Source organism: Cronobacter sp. EKM101R (genome assembly GCF_963888145.1).
In the GTDB taxonomy this organism is placed as follows: Bacteria; Pseudomonadota; Gammaproteobacteria; order Enterobacterales; family Enterobacteriaceae; genus Cronobacter; species Cronobacter turicensis.
The window spans coordinates 154827-171513 of record NZ_CAWPHW010000033.1 but is presented as its reverse complement, the minus strand read 5'-3'; the positions used below and the strand labels follow the sequence as shown (position 1 = coordinate 171513).

The following is a 16687-nucleotide window of genomic DNA, read 5'->3' as shown; positions in this document are numbered from 1 at the left end:
GGGGCGCCATGGTTAACCCACCTGCACCGACAGCATGCTTAATGACGCCATTTCCAGACCATCCACCGGAACGCTCACTGTTTCGGTGCCGTCCCACGTGCCGAGCGCGTACAGCAGCGGCAGGAAATGATCCGCCGTCGGGTTCGACAGACTGCCGCCGGGGTGATCCAGATAGTTGACCAGCGGGTGATCTGCCGCCTCGCCGCGCCACGTCAGGTTTTCTTTGACAAAGTTATTGAACGACTCCGCCCACGGGTACGGCTCACCTTCCCCATGCCACCGTGCGGTACGCAGGTTATGGACGACGTTGCCGCTCGTCACCAGCATGACGCCTTCGTCACGCAGTGCGGCAAGGCGGCGGCCCATCTGATAGTGCCAGACCGGAGGTTTGGTGCTATCTATACTCAGCTGCACCAGCGGAATATCCGCCTGCGGATACATTTTTATCAGTACGCCCCAGGCGCCGTGGTCAAAGCCCCAGGCGTCTTTATCGAGCGTAACCGGCAGCGGCGCGAGAAGATCCACGACGCGCTGCGCCAGCGCTGGCGAGCCGGGGGCCGGATAATGGGTATCGTACAGCGCCTGCGGGAACCCGCCGAAATCGTGAATGGTTTGCGGCTGTTCCATCGCGGTCACGCCGGTGCCGCGCGTAAACCAGTGGGCCGAAACCATCACAATGGCTTTCGGACGCGGCAACGTTTCGCCAAGCTCGCGCCAGGCGCGGGTATAACGGTTATCTTCCAGCACGTTCATCGGGCTGCCGTGGCCCAGAAACAGTGCAGGCATACGGGATGACGGAGTCATTTTTTTATCCTGAAACGGTAATATCAATGGACTTACCTTACGCCGATTACGCGCTGAAAGAACGGAGATAACCATGATGAAGACCGTCAGAAAATTTGAATGTAAGTAATCTGTAAAAGCCACGGACGGGCCTCGACTTTTCCGTTCCGCTCGATACATTAATGATAATCATTATCAAAAAGGAGTGTTCGATGTCTGTGCCTCTGATCCTGACCTTACTGGCGGGCGGCGCCACGTTTATCGGCGCGCTACTCGGCGTGCTCGGCCAGAAGCCCTCTAACCGGCTGCTGGCTTTCTCTCTGGGTTTTGCCGCAGGCATTATGCTGCTGATTTCACTTATGGAAATGCTGCCCGCCGCGCTCGGCGAAGAAGGCATGTCGCCGGTGCTGGGCTATGGCATGTTTATCGTCGGCCTGCTGGGCTATTTCGCGCTCGATCGTCTGCTACCGCACGCGCATCCGCAGGATCTTATCGATCCGCCGCCAGCTCATGCGTCGCGTAACCTGCGACGCACCGCGCTCCTGTTGACGCTTGGCATCAGCCTGCATAACTTTCCGGAAGGTATCGCCACCTACGTGACGGCCAGTACTAATCTGGAGCTGGGCTTTGGGATTGCGCTCGCGGTCGCGCTGCACAACATCCCGGAAGGGCTGGCGGTAGCGGGCCCGGTTTATGCGGCCACAGGCTCGCGCCGTAAAGCCGTTATCTGGGCGGGGCTCTCCGGGATGGCTGAAATTCTGGGCGGGGTACTGGCGTGGCTTATTCTTGGCACGATGGTGTCGCCGGTGGTCATGGCGGCGATTATGGCGGCGGTCGCCGGGATCATGGTGGCGTTGTCGGTAGATGAGCTGATGCCGCTTGCCAAAGAGATCGATCCGCATAACAACCCGAGCTACGGCGTGCTGTGCGGCATGTCGGTGATGGGATTAAGCCTGACGCTGCTGCAAACCAGCGGCCTTAGCGGCTAATAAAAAAAGCCCGGTCAGACCGGGCTTTTCAGAAGCATTCAGGCCCGGCGCTCGCCGGGCTTTTTGTCAGCTCGCTTTGCGCTCCTGCGCCTGGCGATAGCTCACTAAATCTTCGATGGTGACGACCGGCATATTGTGTTCGCGGGCAAACGCGATGCACTCTGGCGCACGCGCCATAGTACCGTCGTCATTGGTCAGCTCGCACAACACGCCCGCTGGTTTAAAGCCTGCCAGCGAGACTAAATCGATGGTCGCTTCGGTGTGGCCGCCGCGGGTCAATACGCCGCCCGGCTGCGCGCGCAGCGGGAAAACGTGCCCAGGACGGTGCAGATCGGACGGTTTCGCGTCATCGGCAATCGCCGCGCGAATGGTCGTGATGCGGTCGGCGGCGGAAACGCCGGTCGTCACGCCGTGCGCCGCTTCGATAGTCACGGTAAAGCCGGTGCCGAACGCGCTGGTGTTGTTTTCCACCATCATCGGCAGGTCGAGCTGTTTACGGCGTTCTTCGGTCAGGCACAGGCAGACGATGCCGCTGCCGTGACGGATGGTTAATGCCATCTGTTCAACAGTCATGGTTTCGGCGGCGAAAATCATGTCGCCTTCGTTTTCACGGTTCTCGTCATCGAGCACCATCACGCCGCGCCCTTCGCGCAGTGCGGCGATCGCGTTTTCCACGCGTTCAAAAGCGGTGCCAAAAGCAGAAAGAAGCGTCTGATTCATGGTAAAGAAACCTCATTAATTATATGGATTACCAGAATCAGGGCGGTCTTAGGAGTGCCGGCAAGCGGCAAGCAAAATAACGTGAGTGGGCATAAGCCCAGGCAGATCGTTACTCTCTCCCATCCGGACTTTAACCGTCGGCCCCGGAATTACACCGGATCTGCTGACCTTCAGAAACAACCTGAAGCGCTCGCGGGCTTTCAGTTTACCTTTCGTCTGACGCTTTCGCGCAGAAGCAGGATCAGCCTGATTTACCGCCGGTGGGGAATTTCACCCCGCCCTGAGAATAAGCGGAATAACTATAACGCCATTGATAATCGTCGGCAATGCATGAGATTCAAACATTTCCGGTTTATACCCTTCCGATCAGCGATTACAATTACTCTTCAGACCATACCAGATCAGGGAAACCGCTATGATTGACCCGAAAAAAATTGAACAGATCGCCCGTCAGGTCCATGAATCGATGCCAAAAGGGATCCGTGAGATCGGGGAAGATGTTGAGAAGAAAATCCGCCAGGTACTGCAGGCCCAGCTGTCTCGCCTGGATCTGGTGAGTCGTGAGGAGTTTGACGTGCAGACGCAGGTACTGCTGCGCACGCGTGAGAAACTGACGGCGCTGGAGCAGCGTCTGACCGCGCTGGAATCCCGCGGCGCAACCACAACCTCCGCACCGGCAGAGACTTCAGCGACCGCAGGCAGCGCCAGCGCGCCCGTCACCGCCGTGACGCCGCCGCCTGCCATCCCGCCGGTTGACAGCCTCGACAAGCAAGACTGACAGAAACAACAACGCCCCCTGCCAGGCAAGGGGCGTTCGCACCAGACGGCTTTAACTGTTCTTCTGGATCTTCTTAATGATGTTGGTAGTCGAGCAGCCATCTTCGAAGTTCAGCACCATGACCTCCCCGCCGTTGGCCCACACCTCTTTACTGCCAGCGATATCTTCAGGCTTATAGTCGCCGCCTTTGACCAGCAGATCCGGCAGAATTTCGCTGATAAGCCGCTGCGGCGTGTCTTCTTCAAACGGCACCACCCAGTCGACCGCTTCCAGCGCGGCCAGCACGATCATGCGCTGCTCCTGCGGGTTTACCGGACGGGTATCGCCTTTCAGACGTCGGGTAGAGGCATCGCTGTTGACCGCCACAATCAGACGGTCGCCAAGCTTGCGGGCATTCGCCAGATATGAGACGTGGCCTGCGTGAAGAATGTCGAACACGCCGTTGGTCATCACCACTTTCTCGCCGCGCTTGCGCGCCGCCAGCACGGCTTCTTTCAGCGCCGCTTCGCTCATCACGCCAAAGCCGGTTTCCGAGCGCCCGCGCACGGCGTTTTCCAGTTCCACCGGCGACACGGTTGACGTACCGAGCTTGCCGACCACCACGCCCGCCGCCGCGTTGGCGAAGAAGCAGGCTTCTTCCAGCGAATTGCCGGACGCCAGCGTCGCCGCCAGCACGCCAATCACGGTATCGCCCGCGCCGGTCACGTCATAGACTTCCTGCGCCTGCGTCGGCAGGTGGAACGGCGCTTTGCCCGGTTGCAGCAGCGTCATACCCTGTTCCGAGCGGGTCACCAGCAGCGCGCTGAGATCGAAATCGGCGATGATTTTCATGCCGCGCTCGACAATCTCCTGCTCGTTTTTGCATTTTCCTGCCACGGCTTCGAATTCAGACAGGTTCGGGGTCAGGAGCGTGGCGCCGCGATAGCGCTCAAAATCGGTGCCTTTCGGATCGATAAGTACCGGAACGCCCGCGTTACGCGCCAGCTGAATCATCTGCTGGACACTTGCGAGCGCGCCTTTGGCGTAGTCAGAAAGCACCAGCGCGCCGATCTGCCCCAGCGCCTGGTTGATGCGCTCGTGCAGCGGCTCGGGATCCACGCCGTCGAAGCCCTCTTCGAAATCAAGGCGGATCAGTTGCTGGTTGCGCGACAGCACGCGTAGCTTGGTGATGGTCGGATGCGTCGGCACTGACACGAAATCACACTTCACGTTCACCTGTGAGAGTGACTGGCTGAGCGCGCGCGCCGCATCGTCAATACCGGTCAGGCCGACCAGGCGCGAACTGGCGCCGAGAGACGCGATGTTCATCGCCACGTTCGCCGCGCCGCCCGGGCGCTCTTCGATGGTTTCCACTTTCACGACCGGCACCGGCGCTTCCGGCGAAATGCGGCTCGTCGGGCCATACCAGTAGCGGTCCAGCATCACATCACCTACTACCATGACGCCTGCGCGTTCAAAATCGGGCAGCGTTACTTTCATTCCTGACTCTCCTGAGAGACACCAAAATTTGCGCGCGATGATAGCACAGTTACGCGCAATCGCACGGTTACGCCGGGGCCAGCCAGCGCCGCCAGCTGTCGCGCACCTGTTCGCGCTCGGGCCCGAACGCCGTCTGCGCCACATGCCCTGGCTGTTCCTGCAAGGCCAGATGGTGCAGTTCATCGCGAAGGGTGACATAGGCGTGCGTGAGCGCTTTCGCTTCGTCCTCGCGCATAATGTCGTGCTGCGCCAGTAGTTCAAGAATACGCACATTATCGGACCAGCGCGTCAGCTTCGGCTGCTCCGGCGCGTAGCGCAGCACCAGATACTGCGTAATAAATTCGATATCCGTAATGCCGCCTTCATCGGCTTTGATATCAAACCGATCGCGGTGTTTATGGCCCAGGTGCGCGCGCATTTTCTCGCGCATCTCGCGCACGTCGGTTTGCAGCTTGTCGTTGTCGCGGGGGGTGGCGAGCACCTCACGGCGAATGGCGTCAAACTGCGCCTGCAATGGCCTGTCGCCGTAGACGACACGGGCGCGCACTAACGCCTGATGCTCCCACGTCCAGGCCTCGTTTTTCTGGTAATCGGCGAACGCTTGCGCGGTGGTCACCAGCATGCCGGCCGCGCCGGACGGGCGCAGACGGGCGTCCACTTCATAGAGAATGCCGGACGACGTGCGGGTGCTGAAGAGATGCATAATGCGTTGCGCCAGGCGCAGATAGAACTGGCGCCCGTCGATCTCGCGCTCGCCGTCGGTCATCACCTCCGCCGGACAGTCGTGCAGGAAGACTAAATCGAGATCGGAGCTGTAGCCGAGCTCCCAGCCGCCGAGTTTGCCATAGCCCACCACCGCGAAACCGCGGCCGTCGCGTTCGCGCAGATGCGTCGGCTGGCCGTAGCGCGCCACCATATGGTCCCACGCCTGCTGTACCACCGCGTCGATGATTGCCTCGGCAAGCCAGGTTAAGTGATCGCTCACTTTCATCACCGGCAGCGTACCGGCGATATCCGCCGCGGCCACACGTAGCAGTTGCGCCTGTTTAAACTGCCGCAACGCCTCAAGCTGTTGCTCTTCGTCGTCATCCGGCACGCGCAGCAGATACTGGCGCAGTTCATCGCGGTAGGCATCCATCGCCGTCGGCTGATAGAGCGTATTCGGGTCGAGCAGTTCATCAAGCAGCAGCGGGTAGCGCGCCAGCTGGCTTGCGACCATCGGCGAGGCGGCGCACAGGCGGATTAAGTGCTTCAGCGCGCCGGGATATTCGCTTAACAGCTCGAGATAGGTGGTGCGGGTGACAATGCCGGTGAGCAGCGGCGTCACGCGGGAGAGCGCCAGCGCCGCGTCGTCAGGGCTTGCGCAGACGGCGCTCAGCAGGGGCGGCATCAGGTTATCGAGCACCTGACGCCCGCGCGGGCCAATGGTGCGCTTTTCGGTCTCTTTGCGAAAATCCGCGAGCGTCGCGAGGAACCGCATCCGGCCTTCCGCCCCTAACGCGCTCAGCACCGGCGCGTCGTCGTCGGCATCCAGCGCGTCATGCCACAGCTCGCGCCAGCCTTCGTTCAGCGCCTCTTCGCCCGTGCCCGGCTCTTCATCGCCGATAAGCTCGTTAAAGACGCGGCGCACGCCCGCCATATGGCGATCCAGCCGCGCGCTGAGCGCCTCCCAGCGCGCTTCGTCCATCGCCCACGCCAGACGCGCGCGGTTAAGCGCGTCGCCCGGCAGCGTCTGGGTTTGTTCATCGTTAATGCTTTGCAGCAGGTTTTCGAGACGCCGCAGGAAGAGATAGGCGTCCCGCAGGCAGGCGGCGTCGTCAGAGGAAAGCAGATGCAGATGTTCAATCGCCTCAAGCGTCGGCAGCAGCGAGCGTTGCTGTAAGGACGGCTCACGCCCGCCGCGGATCAGCTGGAACACCTGGGCGATAAATTCGGTTTCGCGGATGCCGCCCGCGCCGAGCTTGATGTTATCGGTCAGCCCCCGGCGGCGCACCTCGCGGGCAATCATGCCCTTCATATTACGCAGCGACTGAATCACGCTGAAATCGATATAGCGGCGGAAGATGAACGGCCGCAGCATGGCGCGCAGCTCCTGGCTCCAGGCGTCGTCGGTGTCGCCCATGATGCGCGCTTTCACCATCGCGTAGCGCTCCCAGTCGCGCCCCTGCTCCTGGTAGTAATCCTCAAGCGCGGCGAAGCTCAGCACCAGCGGGCCGCTGTCGCCGAAGGGGCGCAGGCGCATGTCCACGCGGTAGACAAAACCGTCCTGCGTGGGCTGGTCGAGCGCTTTAATGAGCCGCTGGCCAAGACGCGTGAAAAACTGGGCGTTATCCAGCTCGCGCCGACCGCCCTGCGTCGAGCCGCCTTCCGGCCAGGCGAAGATAAGATCGATATCCGAAGAAAAGTTGAGCTCGCCGCCGCCGAGTTTCCCCATACCAAGGATCATCAGCGGCTGTGGGACGCCCTGCGCGTTGCATGGCGTGCCCCATTCGCGACAGCAGGCGGCGTAAAGCCAGTCGCGCGCGGCGACGATAAGGGTTTCCGCAAGCTGACTAAGCTGCGTGAGCGTCTGCTGCGTGGTGGCCTGTTTCAGCGTCTGCGACCAGGCGATCCGCGTCATCATCCGGCGGCGGAACTGGCGCAGCGCGCGCATCAGCGCCGCCTCGTCGTTAACGTCCGCAAGCACGCTCTGAAGCCAGGCGGGATAGTGACGCCATTCGTCAGGCGCGGGCGGCGCGGCTTCCAGTTCACTCAGCCATTCCGGGTGCGCGCTGAGCGCCTCGCGCACGAAATCGCTGAAGGTCAGCACCGCGCGCGCCTCATCGCTGAGTGCGGCGGTATCAAAAGGCAGCCGCTCCACCACGGCTTGCCAGTGCTGTTGCAAAGGGAGGGAGAGCGGCGTCATGCGGGTTTCCTGTGGTTATTTACACTTTCCCGCTGTGCCGCCAGAACGGCGCCTGCGAGATAGCCTCATTACGGAAGTGTTCAATTTCAATACGCTGGCCGGTTTCGATGGCGTGACGCAGCCCCTGCCAGTTATCGAGCCAGAACAGCGCGACGGTTTCGTCATAGACGCCCGCCAGCAGACGCAGCGCGTCCAGTTCGCGCGCAAGACGCGGCAGCTGATCAACGTAGCGGTCGCCGAGCGGCTGGCCAAACGCGGCTTTCAGCTCGGCGGCGTGGCGCGAGAGGTTAATATCGGCAAAGCGTTTCCAGGAATCCGCCATCTTCTGACGGCCCTTTTCATCAAGGAAAGGCTGCCAGCCGCGGAAGATCAGCCATTCGGTGAGCGCCAGGCGCGCAGAGGCCTGAATAGCGCTGAAAGCGACCGTCTGGGCCGACGCGTCGGTCGCAAGCGTCGCCTCGCACTGGGTCAGCAGGTCACGTAAGCGAGTACTCGCTTTTCGCGGAACGATGCCGCCGAACAGCGCCAGCGTATGGCGCACCAGCGCAATCGCCTCTCGCACCTGCTGCTTCGCTTTGTCGTTGCCGCGCAGCCACAGCTCTTCGTGGTACAGCCAGTGATCGAGCGCCCACTCCAGCGACGCCTCAAGCCCCTGCTCGACAGTCATTTTCGCAGGCGCTTTAAGAAGCGTTAGCGGACGCAGCGGGCGTTCAGGATTCCCTTGCGCCAGGTGATAGCCGCGCGCCGCTTTGCTGAGGCTCCCCTGACGCAGGCCCGGTTTCGCGACCAGCTGACGGGCGAACTTCAGTACGTCGGCCGCCTCGCCCTGAAGCAGTTCCAGCTCCAGCTCGCAGATAGGCTCCGCCAGCTCGCCGGCTTTCACTTCGCCGCGATCAAGCGCCAGCTCAATGCGGCTTTCACCGTAAGTAACCATCCACTTTTCACGCGCGAAATCGGTGCTGAACAGCGGCTGCACCGCCGTCTGCAACGTCTCGGGCGACAGCCCTTCGGGCCAGACGTCCGCCGGGAAGCGCGTGAGCGCAAGCTCCGGGGATTCCAGCGCGACATTATATTCCGGACGCTGATGCAGCCCGCCGGTCGTGCGGCCAGCCACTTTCATGGTCATCTCATAACGGCCATTATCGCCGCGAACGCGCAGCCCCATATCGTGACGGCGCAACTGGTTGTCCGCGGTTTCGTAATAGATGTTGAGCAGCTGGCGCGGGTCGCTGTGTTCGGCCTCAAGGGCGTTCAGCGCGGCGCGCAGCGCGTCAATCTGTTCGGGGTCGACGATAAATTTGAGTTCGATTTCCTGAGCCATGTCTCTGCTTTACTCGTTGAGTCACACTGAAGAAAACTCCAGCGAACTTAATAGCCTGGTATCTGTCAGTAGATAGTATTTTGCGAAAAAATGCCATGTTTGAGGCTTTTTGACGCCATCAAAATACGAAATTTGCCGCGGTGGCAGGCGACAGGCTGACCAGGAAGATTCCCATTCAGGTTTACGCTTTGCATCGTCAGACTGATGCCACTACTATCGTTCCACTTTCAACGACAATAACGACCAACTGATGCACAAATTACGTCTGATTTGCCTTTCCCTGCTTGCGCTTAGCGTCACTTTCCAGGCCGTTGCCGAAGAAAAACGCTATGTCTCGGATGAACTCAACACTTGGGTGCGTAGCGGCCCCGGTGACAATTACCGCCTGGTCGGCACGGTCAATGCCGGCGAAGAAGTCGCACTGCTCGAAAGTAACGGCAAATATGGACAGATTCGTGATACCAGTGGCCGCACATCGTGGATCCCGCTGGAGCAGCTGAAAAGCGAGCCCAGCCTGCGCACCCGCGTGCCGGAGCTGGAAAATCAGGTCAAAACCCTGACCGATAAACTGACGAATATCGACACCACGTGGAATCAGCGCACGGCGGAGATGCAAAAGAAAGTCGCCGCCAGCGACGGCATCATCAACGGCCTGAAAGATGAAAATCAAAAGCTCAGAAACGAGCTTATCGTGGCGCAGAAGAAAGTGAACGCCGCCAATATTCAGATCGATGATAAACAGCGCACCATCATCATGCAGTGGTTTATGTATGGCGGCGGCGTGCTGGGCGTCGGCCTGCTGCTCGGTTTACTGCTGCCGCACATGATCCCAAGCCGCAAGCGCAAAGACCGCTGGATGAACTAAACCTCTCAGGGCAGCGCCCGCTGCCCTTTTCGCTCACCATCTCCTCTACACTTAACGTATTATCTGTCGGCTGAATCGATGTCGGAGTGGAATGCGTGAAGAGTTATCTGGTTGGTGGTGCGGTGCGTGATGCCCTGTTAGGGCTGCCGGTAAAGGACAGAGACTGGGTGGTCGTGGGCGCCACGCCCGCCCAGATGCTGGAGCTTGGGTATCAGCAGGTCGGCAAAGATTTTCCGGTGTTTCTGCACCCGCAAACCCATGAAGAGTACGCGCTGGCGCGCACCGAACGGAAATCTGGCCAGGGTTATACCGGCTTTACCTGCTATGCCGCGCCGGACGTGACGCTGGAGCAGGATTTACAGCGCCGCGATCTCACCATTAACGCCATCGCTCAGGACGATTGCGGCGAATTTATCGACCCTTACCACGGCTGCGACGATCTAAAAGCGCGCCTGCTGCGTCATGTCTCCCCCGCCTTTAACGAAGATCCGCTGCGCGTGCTGCGCGTGGCCCGCTTCGCCGCGCGTTACGCTCACCTCGGGTTTCGCATCGCGCCGGAAACGCTGGCGCTGATGCGCGAGATGGCGGAGAAGGGCGAACTGGAGCACCTGACGCCGGAGCGCGTCTGGAAAGAAACGGAAAGCGCGCTGACCACCCGTAACCCGCAAATCTACTTCCTGATGCTGCGCGAGTGCGACGCGCTGAAAGTACTGTTCCCGGAAGTCGATAAGCTGTTCGGCGTCCCGGCTCCGGCCAAATGGCACCCGGAAATCGACACCGGCATTCATACGCTGATGACGCTCTCCATGGCCGCGATGTTAAGCCCGGCGGTGGACGTGCGTTTTGCCGCGCTGTGCCACGATCTCGGTAAAGGCCTGACGCCGCCGCACCTCTGGCCGCGCCATCACGGTCACGGCCCGGCGGGCGTACACCTTGTGGGGCAAGTCTGCCAGCGGCTGCGCGTGCCGAACGACATTCGCGATCTCGCGAAGCTGGTGGCCGAATTCCACGACCTGATTCATACCTTTCCGGTATTGAAGCCGCGTACGATTGTGGGCCTGTTTGATTCAATAGACGCCTGGCGCAAGCCGCAACGCGTTGAACAGATTGCCATCACCAGCGAAGCGGACGTGCGCGGACGCACCGGCTTTGAAGCGAAAGATTATCCGCAGGCGCGGCTGCTGCGCGAAGCGTGGGAAGTGGCGCGCGCGGTATCGCCAAAAGAGGTGGTAGAAGCTGGCTTTACCGGCCCCGCGATTCGGGAAGAGCTGACAAAACGGCGTATTCGCGCGGTGGCGGCCTGGAAGGAAGCGCGATGCCCCCAGCCTGCGGCTGAGGGCTAAGACGTTTACATGAAGACCGCGTAAACCGCAGCGGCAACGATGAAACGGTAGATCGCGAAAGGAATAAAAGAGATACGTTTGATGATGTGCAGGAAGGTTTTGATCGCTACCAGCGCCACGACGAAGGCAGTGACAAAACCGACCGCGAACATCGGCAGGTCCGCCATCGTCAGGAAGCCCATGCTTTTATAGAGATCCAGCGCGGTGGCGCCCATCATCATCGGCACGGCGAGCAGGAACGAAAACTCAGAGGCCGCGTAGCGGCTGACGCCCACCAGCATACCGCCGGAGATAGTCGCGCCGGAGCGCGAGAAGCCCGGCCACAGCGCGAGGCACTGGAAGCAGCCGATGAAAAACGCCTGGCGATAGGTCATATCATCAAGCCCCGGCGCTTTGGGTTCTTTCGGTTTGAACACTTCAGCGATAATCAGCAGCACGCCGCCGGCCACCAGCGCATAGGTCACATTGATCGGGTTAAACAGCGATTTGATGAAATCGTGGAACGCCAGGCCAAGCACCACCGCCGGCACCATACCGAGCAGAATGTGAATGAGCGAGAGGCGGCCCTTGCCAAGCCCTTCATGCGGCGGATTCCCGAAGTGAATGCCGATGAGCCCGAACAGGCGACGCCAGAACATCACGACGACCGCCAGAATGGAACCCAACTGGATAACCACCTCAAAGGTTTTCGCGGTGTCGCCTTCAAACCCCAGCAGGTGGCCCACGATAATCATATGACCGGTACTGGAAACCGGCAGGAATTCGGTGAGCCCTTCAACAATGCCCAGGATCGCCGCCACCAGCAGCGAGTGCATATCAGTCATTCAGTAAACCCTCGTACCCCAAAAAATAAGCGCTAAAAAACGCGGCAGTCAGCGCGACGGCCGCGTAAGTTCCTGCATTATGACCGGTATACCCGCGTTTGGTTTACTCATTATGAATTTAAATGTTTTAATTCGGATTATTGCTACGCTCAATCATAACGCCGACGTTCGCGGCCTGCGCCACCGCGCCTGGCTTGCTTAATTTGATGCGTACCCAGGGAGCGTTAAAGCGCGTCAGAATGATCTCCGCCACCTCTTCCGCCACCCGTTCCACCAGCGCGAAACGGCCGTTACCGACATGCTCCAGCACCGCCTGCGTGACGTCAGCGTAGCTCAGACAGTCGCGCACGTCATCGCTCGCCGCCGCCGCCCGGTTGTCCCAGCCGATTTCGATATCGAACACCAGTTTCTGCTCGATGGTCTGTTCCCAGTCGTAAACGCCAATAGTGGTGATTACCGAAAGTTGCTCTATAAATACTATGTCCATCACGGCCCTGCCTGTTTTTAGCCCCGCCGGATACCACTTCCGGCAAAATATGCGTATTATCCACAGATGCAGAGAATACAACGACATTTTCACAACGGAACAGCGTTATGAGTGCAATCGCGCCTGGAATGATCCTCCTCGCGTACCTTTGCGGCTCGATCTCCAGCGCCATTCTGGTCTGCCGCATCGCAGGTCTCCCCGACCCTCGTGACAGCGGTTCCGGCAACCCCGGAGCGACCAACGTCCTGCGGATTGGCGGCAAGGGAGCAGCCGTAGCGGTACTGATATTCGACGTGCTGAAAGGCATGCTGCCCGTCTGGGGCGCGTATGCGCTGGGCGTGACGCCGTTCTGGCTGGGGCTTATCGCCATCGCCGCCTGTCTGGGCCATATCTGGCCGGTCTTTTTCCATTTTCGCGGCGGTAAAGGTGTGGCGACGGCGTTTGGCGCGATTGCGCCTATCGGCTGGGATCTTACCGGCGTGATGGCCGGCACCTGGTTTCTGACGGTGTTGTTGAGCGGTTACTCGTCGCTGGGCGCGATTATCAGCGCGCTGGTGGCGCCGTTTTATGTCTGGTGGTTTAAACCGCAGTTTACGTTCCCGGTGGCGATGCTCTCCTGTCTTATCCTGCTGCGTCATCACGATAATATTCAGCGCCTGTGGCGCGGCCAGGAAAGTAAAATCTGGAGCCGGTTTCGCAAAAAGCGGCCACAAAAAAAGGAGTGATGATTCACTCCTTTTTCTTTATGCCTGTGTGCTGACGCCTTACGCGGCGGGCAGCTCCGCCAGCGGCCAGCGCGGACGCACGGTCACGCCAAGCCCCGCTTCGCCTTTCGCTTTCAGACGCACCATGCCCGCATAAGCGATCATCGCGCCGTTATCGGTGCAGAATTCCGGGCGCGCATAGAACACTTCGCCGCCGCGTTTTTGCATCATTTCCGCAAGGCGCGCGCGCAGCGTGCGGTTAGCGCTCACACCACCCGCCATCACCAGGCGTTTAAAGCCGGTCTGATCCAGCGCACGGCGGCATTTGATCATCAGGGTATCGACGACCGCATCTTCAAACGCGCGCGCAATGTCGGCGCGGGTCTGATCGTCGGTGCCGTTATCGCGGATCGTATTCGCCGCGAAGGTTTTCAGCCCGGAGAAGCTGAAATCAAGGCCCGGACGGTCGGTCATCGGACGCGGGAAGGTAAAGCGCCCTGCGGTGCCCTGCGCCGCCATTTTCGACAGCATCGGGCCGCCCGGGTAATCGAGCCCCAGCAGCTTGGCCGTTTTGTCGAAGGCTTCGCCCGCGGCGTCGTCAATAGATTCGCCCAGCAGTTCATACTGGCCGATACCGGTGACGCTGATAAGCTGCGTATGGCCGCCGGAGACCAGCAGCGCCACGAAAGGAAACGCGGGCGGATTGTCTTCTAACATCGGCGCCAGCAGATGGCCTTCCATATGGTGCACCGGCACCGCCGGCACATCCCAGGCGAACGCCAGCGCGCGGCCGACCGTCGCGCCGACTAACAGCGCGCCCACAAGGCCTGGCCCTGCGGTATACGCCACCGCGTCGATATCCTTCGCCGTCAGACCCGCTTCTTTTATCGCGGCCTGGATCAGGGGCACGGTTTTACGCACGTGATCGCGCGAGGCCAGTTCAGGCACGACGCCGCCGTAATCGGCATGCAGTTTTACCTGACTATACAATTGGTTGGCTAATAACCCGTTTTCATCGTCATAAATCGCGATGCCGGTTTCATCACAGGATGTCTCAATTCCCAGTACACGCATGGTTTTTCTTACCTCTCTCGCCTGCCGCGCAGTGTAGGGCCAACGGCTGCCGATGTAAAACTTTGCTCAACCCAGGCGACCAGATAGTGTATAATGCGTGCCCCTGGAATAGACCGCACAAAAACCGCGTTTCTGGTCCTGGCGGTGCTTTACAAAGCAGCAGCAGTTGCAGTAAAATTCCGCACCATTTTGAAATAAGCTGGCTATCTGATGCCAGCAGAACCGAATTAATCAAAGGTGAGAGGCACATGCCGGTAATTAAAGTACGTGAAAACGAGCCGTTCGACGTAGCACTGCGTCGCTTCAAACGTTCCTGCGAGAAAGCGGGTGTTCTGGCGGAAGTTCGTCGTCGTGAATTCTATGAAAAACCGACTACCGAACGTAAACGCGCCAAAGCTTCCGCAGTGAAACGTCACGCGAAGAAACTGGCTCGCGAAAACGCACGCCGTACTCGTCTGTACTAATTCCTCAGGGGATATCCTCCCCTGAAACAGACAGAGTAGTAGTTGTAGAGGCCGTGCTTCCGAAAGGAATGCGCGGCTTATTCTCGTTTATGGGCTGATAAAAACGGGGCTTATGGCTGGACGAATCCCACGTGTCTTTATCAATGATCTGCTGGCTCGCACCGATATCGTCGACCTGATAGACGCACGGGTAAAGCTCAAGAAGCAGGGCAAGAACTACCACGCGTGCTGTCCCTTCCATAATGAAAAAACCCCCTCTTTCACCGTAAACGGCGAAAAACAGTTTTATCACTGCTTCGGTTGCGGCGCGCACGGCAACGCTATCGACTTCCTGATGAATTACGACAAGCTCGAATTCGTCGAGACCGTCGAAGAGCTGGCGGCGATGCATAATCTGGAAGTGCCGTTCGAAGCGGGTAGCGGGCCGACGCAAATTGAGCGTCATCAGCGGCAAACGCTCTATGAGTTGCTGGACGGGCTGAACGGTTTTTATCGTCAGGCGTTACAAGCGCAGAGCGGCGAACCGGCGCGGCACTATCTCGCAAAACGCGGGCTGAGCGACTCGGTCATTGAACGTTTCGCGATTGGCTATGCGCCGCCGGGTTGGGACAACGCGCTCAAGCGTTTTGGCAACAACAGCGAAAACCGCAAGTCGCTTATCGACGCCGGCATGCTGGTGACCAACGATAACGGCCGCAGTTACGACCGCTTTCGCGAGCGGGTGATGTTCCCCATCCGCGACAAGCGCGGGCGAGTGATAGGCTTTGGCGGCCGCGTGTTAGGCGATGCGCTGCCGAAATACTTAAACTCCCCGGAAACCGATATTTTCCATAAGGGCCGCCAGCTGTATGGCCTTTATGAAGTGCAGCAAAGCGACCCGAATCCGCCGCGCCTTCTGGTAGTGGAAGGCTATATGGACGTCGTGGCGCTGTCGCAGTACGACATAAACTATGCGGTCGCCTCGCTCGGCACCGCGACCACGGCAGAGCATATTCAGATGCTCTTTCGCGCCACGAACACCGTGATTTGCTGTTACGACGGCGACAGAGCAGGCAGAAGCGCCGCGTGGCGCGCGCTGGAAACCGCATTGCCTTACATGACGGACGGACGTCAGCTACGCTTTATGTTTCTGCCCGATGGCGAAGACCCGGATACGCTGGTTCGCCAGGAAGGCAAAGCGGCGTTCGAGGCGCGTATGGAGCAGGCTCAGCCGCTCTCCACGTTTCTGTTCAATAGCCTGCTGCCGCAGGTGGATTTGAGCACGCCGGACGGGCGCGCGCAGCTCAGCACGCTGGCGCTGCCGTTAATCAGTCAGGTGCCTGGCGAAACGCTGCGCATTTATCTGCGGCAGGAGTTAGGTAACAAGCTCGGTATTCTGGATGACAGCCAGCTTGAGCGGTTGATGACGCGTCAGGCAGATAATTCGCAAACGCGGCCTGCGCCGACGCTAAAGCGTACAACCATGCGTATACTGATAGGATTATTAGTCCAGAATCCTGAGCTGGCGCCATTAGTGCCCTCTCTGGCGGCGTTAGACGAAACAAAGCTGCCAGGACTGGAGCTCTTTACCGAGCTGGTTAATACTTGTCTTTCGCAGCCTGGTCTGACCACCGGGCAGTTGCTCGAACATTATCGCGGTACAAAAGAAGCCGCTACCCTTGAAAAACTCTCAACGTGGGACGATATAGCAGATAAGGATATCGCAGAGAAAACGTTCACCGACGCGCTGGACCATATGTTTGATTCGGTGCTGGAGTTGAGACTAACAGAACTAATCGCCCGCTCGCGCACTCAGGGACTTAGCGCGGCGGAGCGCGAAGAAGTGCGCATCATAACCGAAGCGCGCGCAAAGAAATAAATTCCGCGGCTTAATTGCCGATTGACGATCGGGTGCACCCGAGAGCCGCACTGCCGGGCAGCGGCAATAATAAAACAGCCCGCACCGCCCTGT

General features: G+C 59.5%; 15 protein-coding genes and 1 riboswitch. Of the genes, 7 read left to right on the top strand and 8 right to left on the bottom strand.

Going from position 1 to position 16687, the window contains the following annotated elements; translation table 11 throughout:
* Positions 1 to 12: 12 nt before the first annotated feature.
* Positions 13 to 804, bottom strand: a complete 792-nt coding sequence (gene ygiD, locus AACV31_RS15960) for a 4,5-DOPA dioxygenase extradiol (RefSeq protein WP_075198025.1) — start codon at positions 802 to 804, stop codon at positions 13 to 15.
* Between the two features lie 191 nt (positions 805 to 995).
* Here ygiD and zupT point away from each other — a divergent pair, with 191 nt between their 5' ends.
* Positions 996 to 1772, top strand: a complete 777-nt coding sequence (gene zupT / locus AACV31_RS15955) for a zinc transporter ZupT (RefSeq protein ID WP_007701639.1) — start codon at positions 996 to 998, stop codon at positions 1770 to 1772.
* Positions 1773 to 1838: 66 nt separating this feature from the next.
* Here the strand turns inward: zupT and ribB are convergent, their stop codons facing one another.
* Positions 1839 to 2492 (bottom strand): 3,4-dihydroxy-2-butanone-4-phosphate synthase, encoded by a 654-nt coding sequence (ribB, locus tag AACV31_RS15950; RefSeq protein WP_012123813.1) that lies wholly within the window; start codon positions 2490 to 2492, stop codon positions 1839 to 1841.
* Between the two features lie 107 nt (positions 2493 to 2599).
* Positions 2600 to 2784, bottom strand: a riboswitch (FMN riboswitch).
* A gap of 123 nt (positions 2785 to 2907) precedes the next feature.
* Between ribB and ubiK the strand changes: the two genes are divergently transcribed.
* On the top strand, positions 2908 to 3270 hold the full coding sequence (gene ubiK / locus AACV31_RS15945) for a ubiquinone biosynthesis accessory factor UbiK (protein WP_165155441.1): 363 nt from the start codon (positions 2908 to 2910) through the stop codon (positions 3268 to 3270).
* A 51-nt stretch (positions 3271 to 3321) separates the two neighbouring features.
* Here ubiK and hldE read toward each other — a convergent pair whose 3' ends face one another.
* The 3 genes from hldE to AACV31_RS15930 all read right to left on the bottom strand — a co-directional run bounded on the left by hldE (position 3322) and on the right by AACV31_RS15930 (position 8975).
* Positions 3322 to 4749, bottom strand: a complete 1428-nt coding sequence (hldE, locus tag AACV31_RS15940) for a bifunctional D-glycero-beta-D-manno-heptose-7-phosphate kinase/D-glycero-beta-D-manno-heptose 1-phosphate adenylyltransferase HldE (protein WP_007764038.1) — start codon at positions 4747 to 4749, stop codon at positions 3322 to 3324.
* Between the two features lie 67 nt (positions 4750 to 4816).
* Positions 4817 to 7654: a bifunctional [glutamate--ammonia ligase]-adenylyl-L-tyrosine phosphorylase/[glutamate--ammonia-ligase] adenylyltransferase gene (gene glnE / locus AACV31_RS15935; protein ID WP_165155443.1), complete on the bottom strand. Its 2838-nt coding sequence runs from the start codon at positions 7652 to 7654 to the stop codon at positions 4817 to 4819.
* A 19-nt stretch (positions 7655 to 7673) separates the two neighbouring features.
* A complete protein-coding gene (locus AACV31_RS15930) occupies positions 7674 to 8975 on the bottom strand; it encodes a CYTH domain-containing protein (RefSeq protein WP_165155445.1) in 1302 nt (433 codons plus the stop codon).
* A 250-nt stretch (positions 8976 to 9225) separates the two neighbouring features.
* On the opposite strand from AACV31_RS15930, the gene AACV31_RS15925 reads away from it, so the two are divergent.
* Together AACV31_RS15925 and AACV31_RS15920 are read left to right on the top strand one after the other, a co-directional pair.
* Positions 9226 to 9840 carry a TIGR04211 family SH3 domain-containing protein gene (locus AACV31_RS15925; RefSeq protein WP_007764052.1) on the top strand — a complete coding sequence of 205 codons (615 nt, stop codon included), beginning with the start codon at positions 9226 to 9228 and terminating at the stop codon, positions 9838 to 9840.
* A 95-nt stretch (positions 9841 to 9935) separates the two neighbouring features.
* Positions 9936 to 11183, top strand: a complete 1248-nt coding sequence (locus AACV31_RS15920) for a multifunctional CCA addition/repair protein (RefSeq protein ID WP_165155447.1) — start codon at positions 9936 to 9938, stop codon at positions 11181 to 11183.
* Positions 11184 to 11188: 5 nt separating this feature from the next.
* Here AACV31_RS15920 and bacA read toward each other — a convergent pair whose 3' ends face one another.
* The gene (gene bacA, locus AACV31_RS15915; RefSeq protein WP_165155449.1) at positions 11189 to 12007 is read right to left on the bottom strand and encodes an undecaprenyl-diphosphate phosphatase; all 819 of its coding nucleotides are present in this window, start codon (positions 12005 to 12007) and stop codon (positions 11189 to 11191) included.
* Positions 12008 to 12134: 127 nt separating this feature from the next.
* Positions 12135 to 12494: a bifunctional dihydroneopterin aldolase/7,8-dihydroneopterin epimerase gene (folB, locus tag AACV31_RS15910; RefSeq protein ID WP_007707315.1), complete on the bottom strand. Its 360-nt coding sequence runs from the start codon at positions 12492 to 12494 to the stop codon at positions 12135 to 12137.
* A gap of 107 nt (positions 12495 to 12601) precedes the next feature.
* On the opposite strand from folB, the gene plsY reads away from it, so the two are divergent.
* Complete coding sequence (plsY, locus tag AACV31_RS15905) at positions 12602 to 13219, top strand: glycerol-3-phosphate 1-O-acyltransferase PlsY (protein ID WP_015742467.1); 618 nt, start codon at positions 12602 to 12604, stop codon at positions 13217 to 13219.
* 39 nt (positions 13220 to 13258) lie between these two features.
* Here the strand turns inward: plsY and tsaD are convergent, their stop codons facing one another.
* Complete coding sequence (gene tsaD, locus AACV31_RS15900; RefSeq protein ID WP_075198031.1) at positions 13259 to 14272, bottom strand: tRNA (adenosine(37)-N6)-threonylcarbamoyltransferase complex transferase subunit TsaD; 1014 nt, start codon at positions 14270 to 14272, stop codon at positions 13259 to 13261.
* Positions 14273 to 14520: 248 nt separating this feature from the next.
* Here tsaD and rpsU point away from each other — a divergent pair, with 248 nt between their 5' ends.
* Both rpsU and dnaG read left to right on the top strand, forming a co-directional pair.
* Entirely contained in the window at positions 14521 to 14736 is a 216-nt protein-coding gene (gene rpsU / locus AACV31_RS15895) for a 30S ribosomal protein S21 (protein WP_001144069.1), read from the top strand.
* Positions 14737 to 14848: 112 nt separating this feature from the next.
* Positions 14849 to 16594, top strand: coding sequence for a DNA primase (gene dnaG / locus AACV31_RS15890; RefSeq protein WP_165155451.1), 1746 nt, complete (start codon positions 14849 to 14851; stop codon positions 16592 to 16594).
* The last annotated feature ends 93 nt before the right edge of the window (positions 16595 to 16687 follow it).

Bases quoted from the DNA above. Each gene is read 5' to 3' on its own strand.
- ygiD (WP_075198025.1), bottom strand. From the start codon at position 804: ATGACTCCGTCATCCCGTATGCCTGCACTGTTTCTGGGCCACGGCAGC.
- zupT (WP_007701639.1), top strand. From the start codon at position 996: ATGTCTGTGCCTCTGATCCTGACCTTACTGGCGGGCGGCGCCACGTTT.
- ribB (WP_012123813.1), bottom strand. From the start codon at position 2,492: ATGAATCAGACGCTTCTTTCTGCTTTTGGCACCGCTTTTGAACGCGTG.
- ubiK (WP_165155441.1), top strand. From the start codon at position 2,908: ATGATTGACCCGAAAAAAATTGAACAGATCGCCCGTCAGGTCCATGAA.
- hldE (WP_007764038.1), bottom strand. From the start codon at position 4,749: ATGAAAGTAACGCTGCCCGATTTTGAACGCGCAGGCGTCATGGTAGTA.
- glnE (WP_165155443.1), bottom strand. From the start codon at position 7,654: ATGACGCCGCTCTCCCTCCCTTTGCAACAGCACTGGCAAGCCGTGGTG.
- AACV31_RS15930 (WP_165155445.1), bottom strand. From the start codon at position 8,975: ATGGCTCAGGAAATCGAACTCAAATTTATCGTCGACCCCGAACAGATT.
- AACV31_RS15925 (WP_007764052.1), top strand. From the start codon at position 9,226: ATGCACAAATTACGTCTGATTTGCCTTTCCCTGCTTGCGCTTAGCGTC.
- bacA (WP_165155449.1), bottom strand. From the start codon at position 12,007: ATGACTGATATGCACTCGCTGCTGGTGGCGGCGATCCTGGGCATTGTT.
- folB (WP_007707315.1), bottom strand. From the start codon at position 12,494: ATGGACATAGTATTTATAGAGCAACTTTCGGTAATCACCACTATTGGC.
- plsY (WP_015742467.1), top strand. From the start codon at position 12,602: ATGAGTGCAATCGCGCCTGGAATGATCCTCCTCGCGTACCTTTGCGGC.
- tsaD (WP_075198031.1), bottom strand. From the start codon at position 14,272: ATGCGTGTACTGGGAATTGAGACATCCTGTGATGAAACCGGCATCGCG.
- rpsU (WP_001144069.1), top strand. From the start codon at position 14,521: ATGCCGGTAATTAAAGTACGTGAAAACGAGCCGTTCGACGTAGCACTG.
- dnaG (WP_165155451.1), top strand. From the start codon at position 14,849: ATGGCTGGACGAATCCCACGTGTCTTTATCAATGATCTGCTGGCTCGC.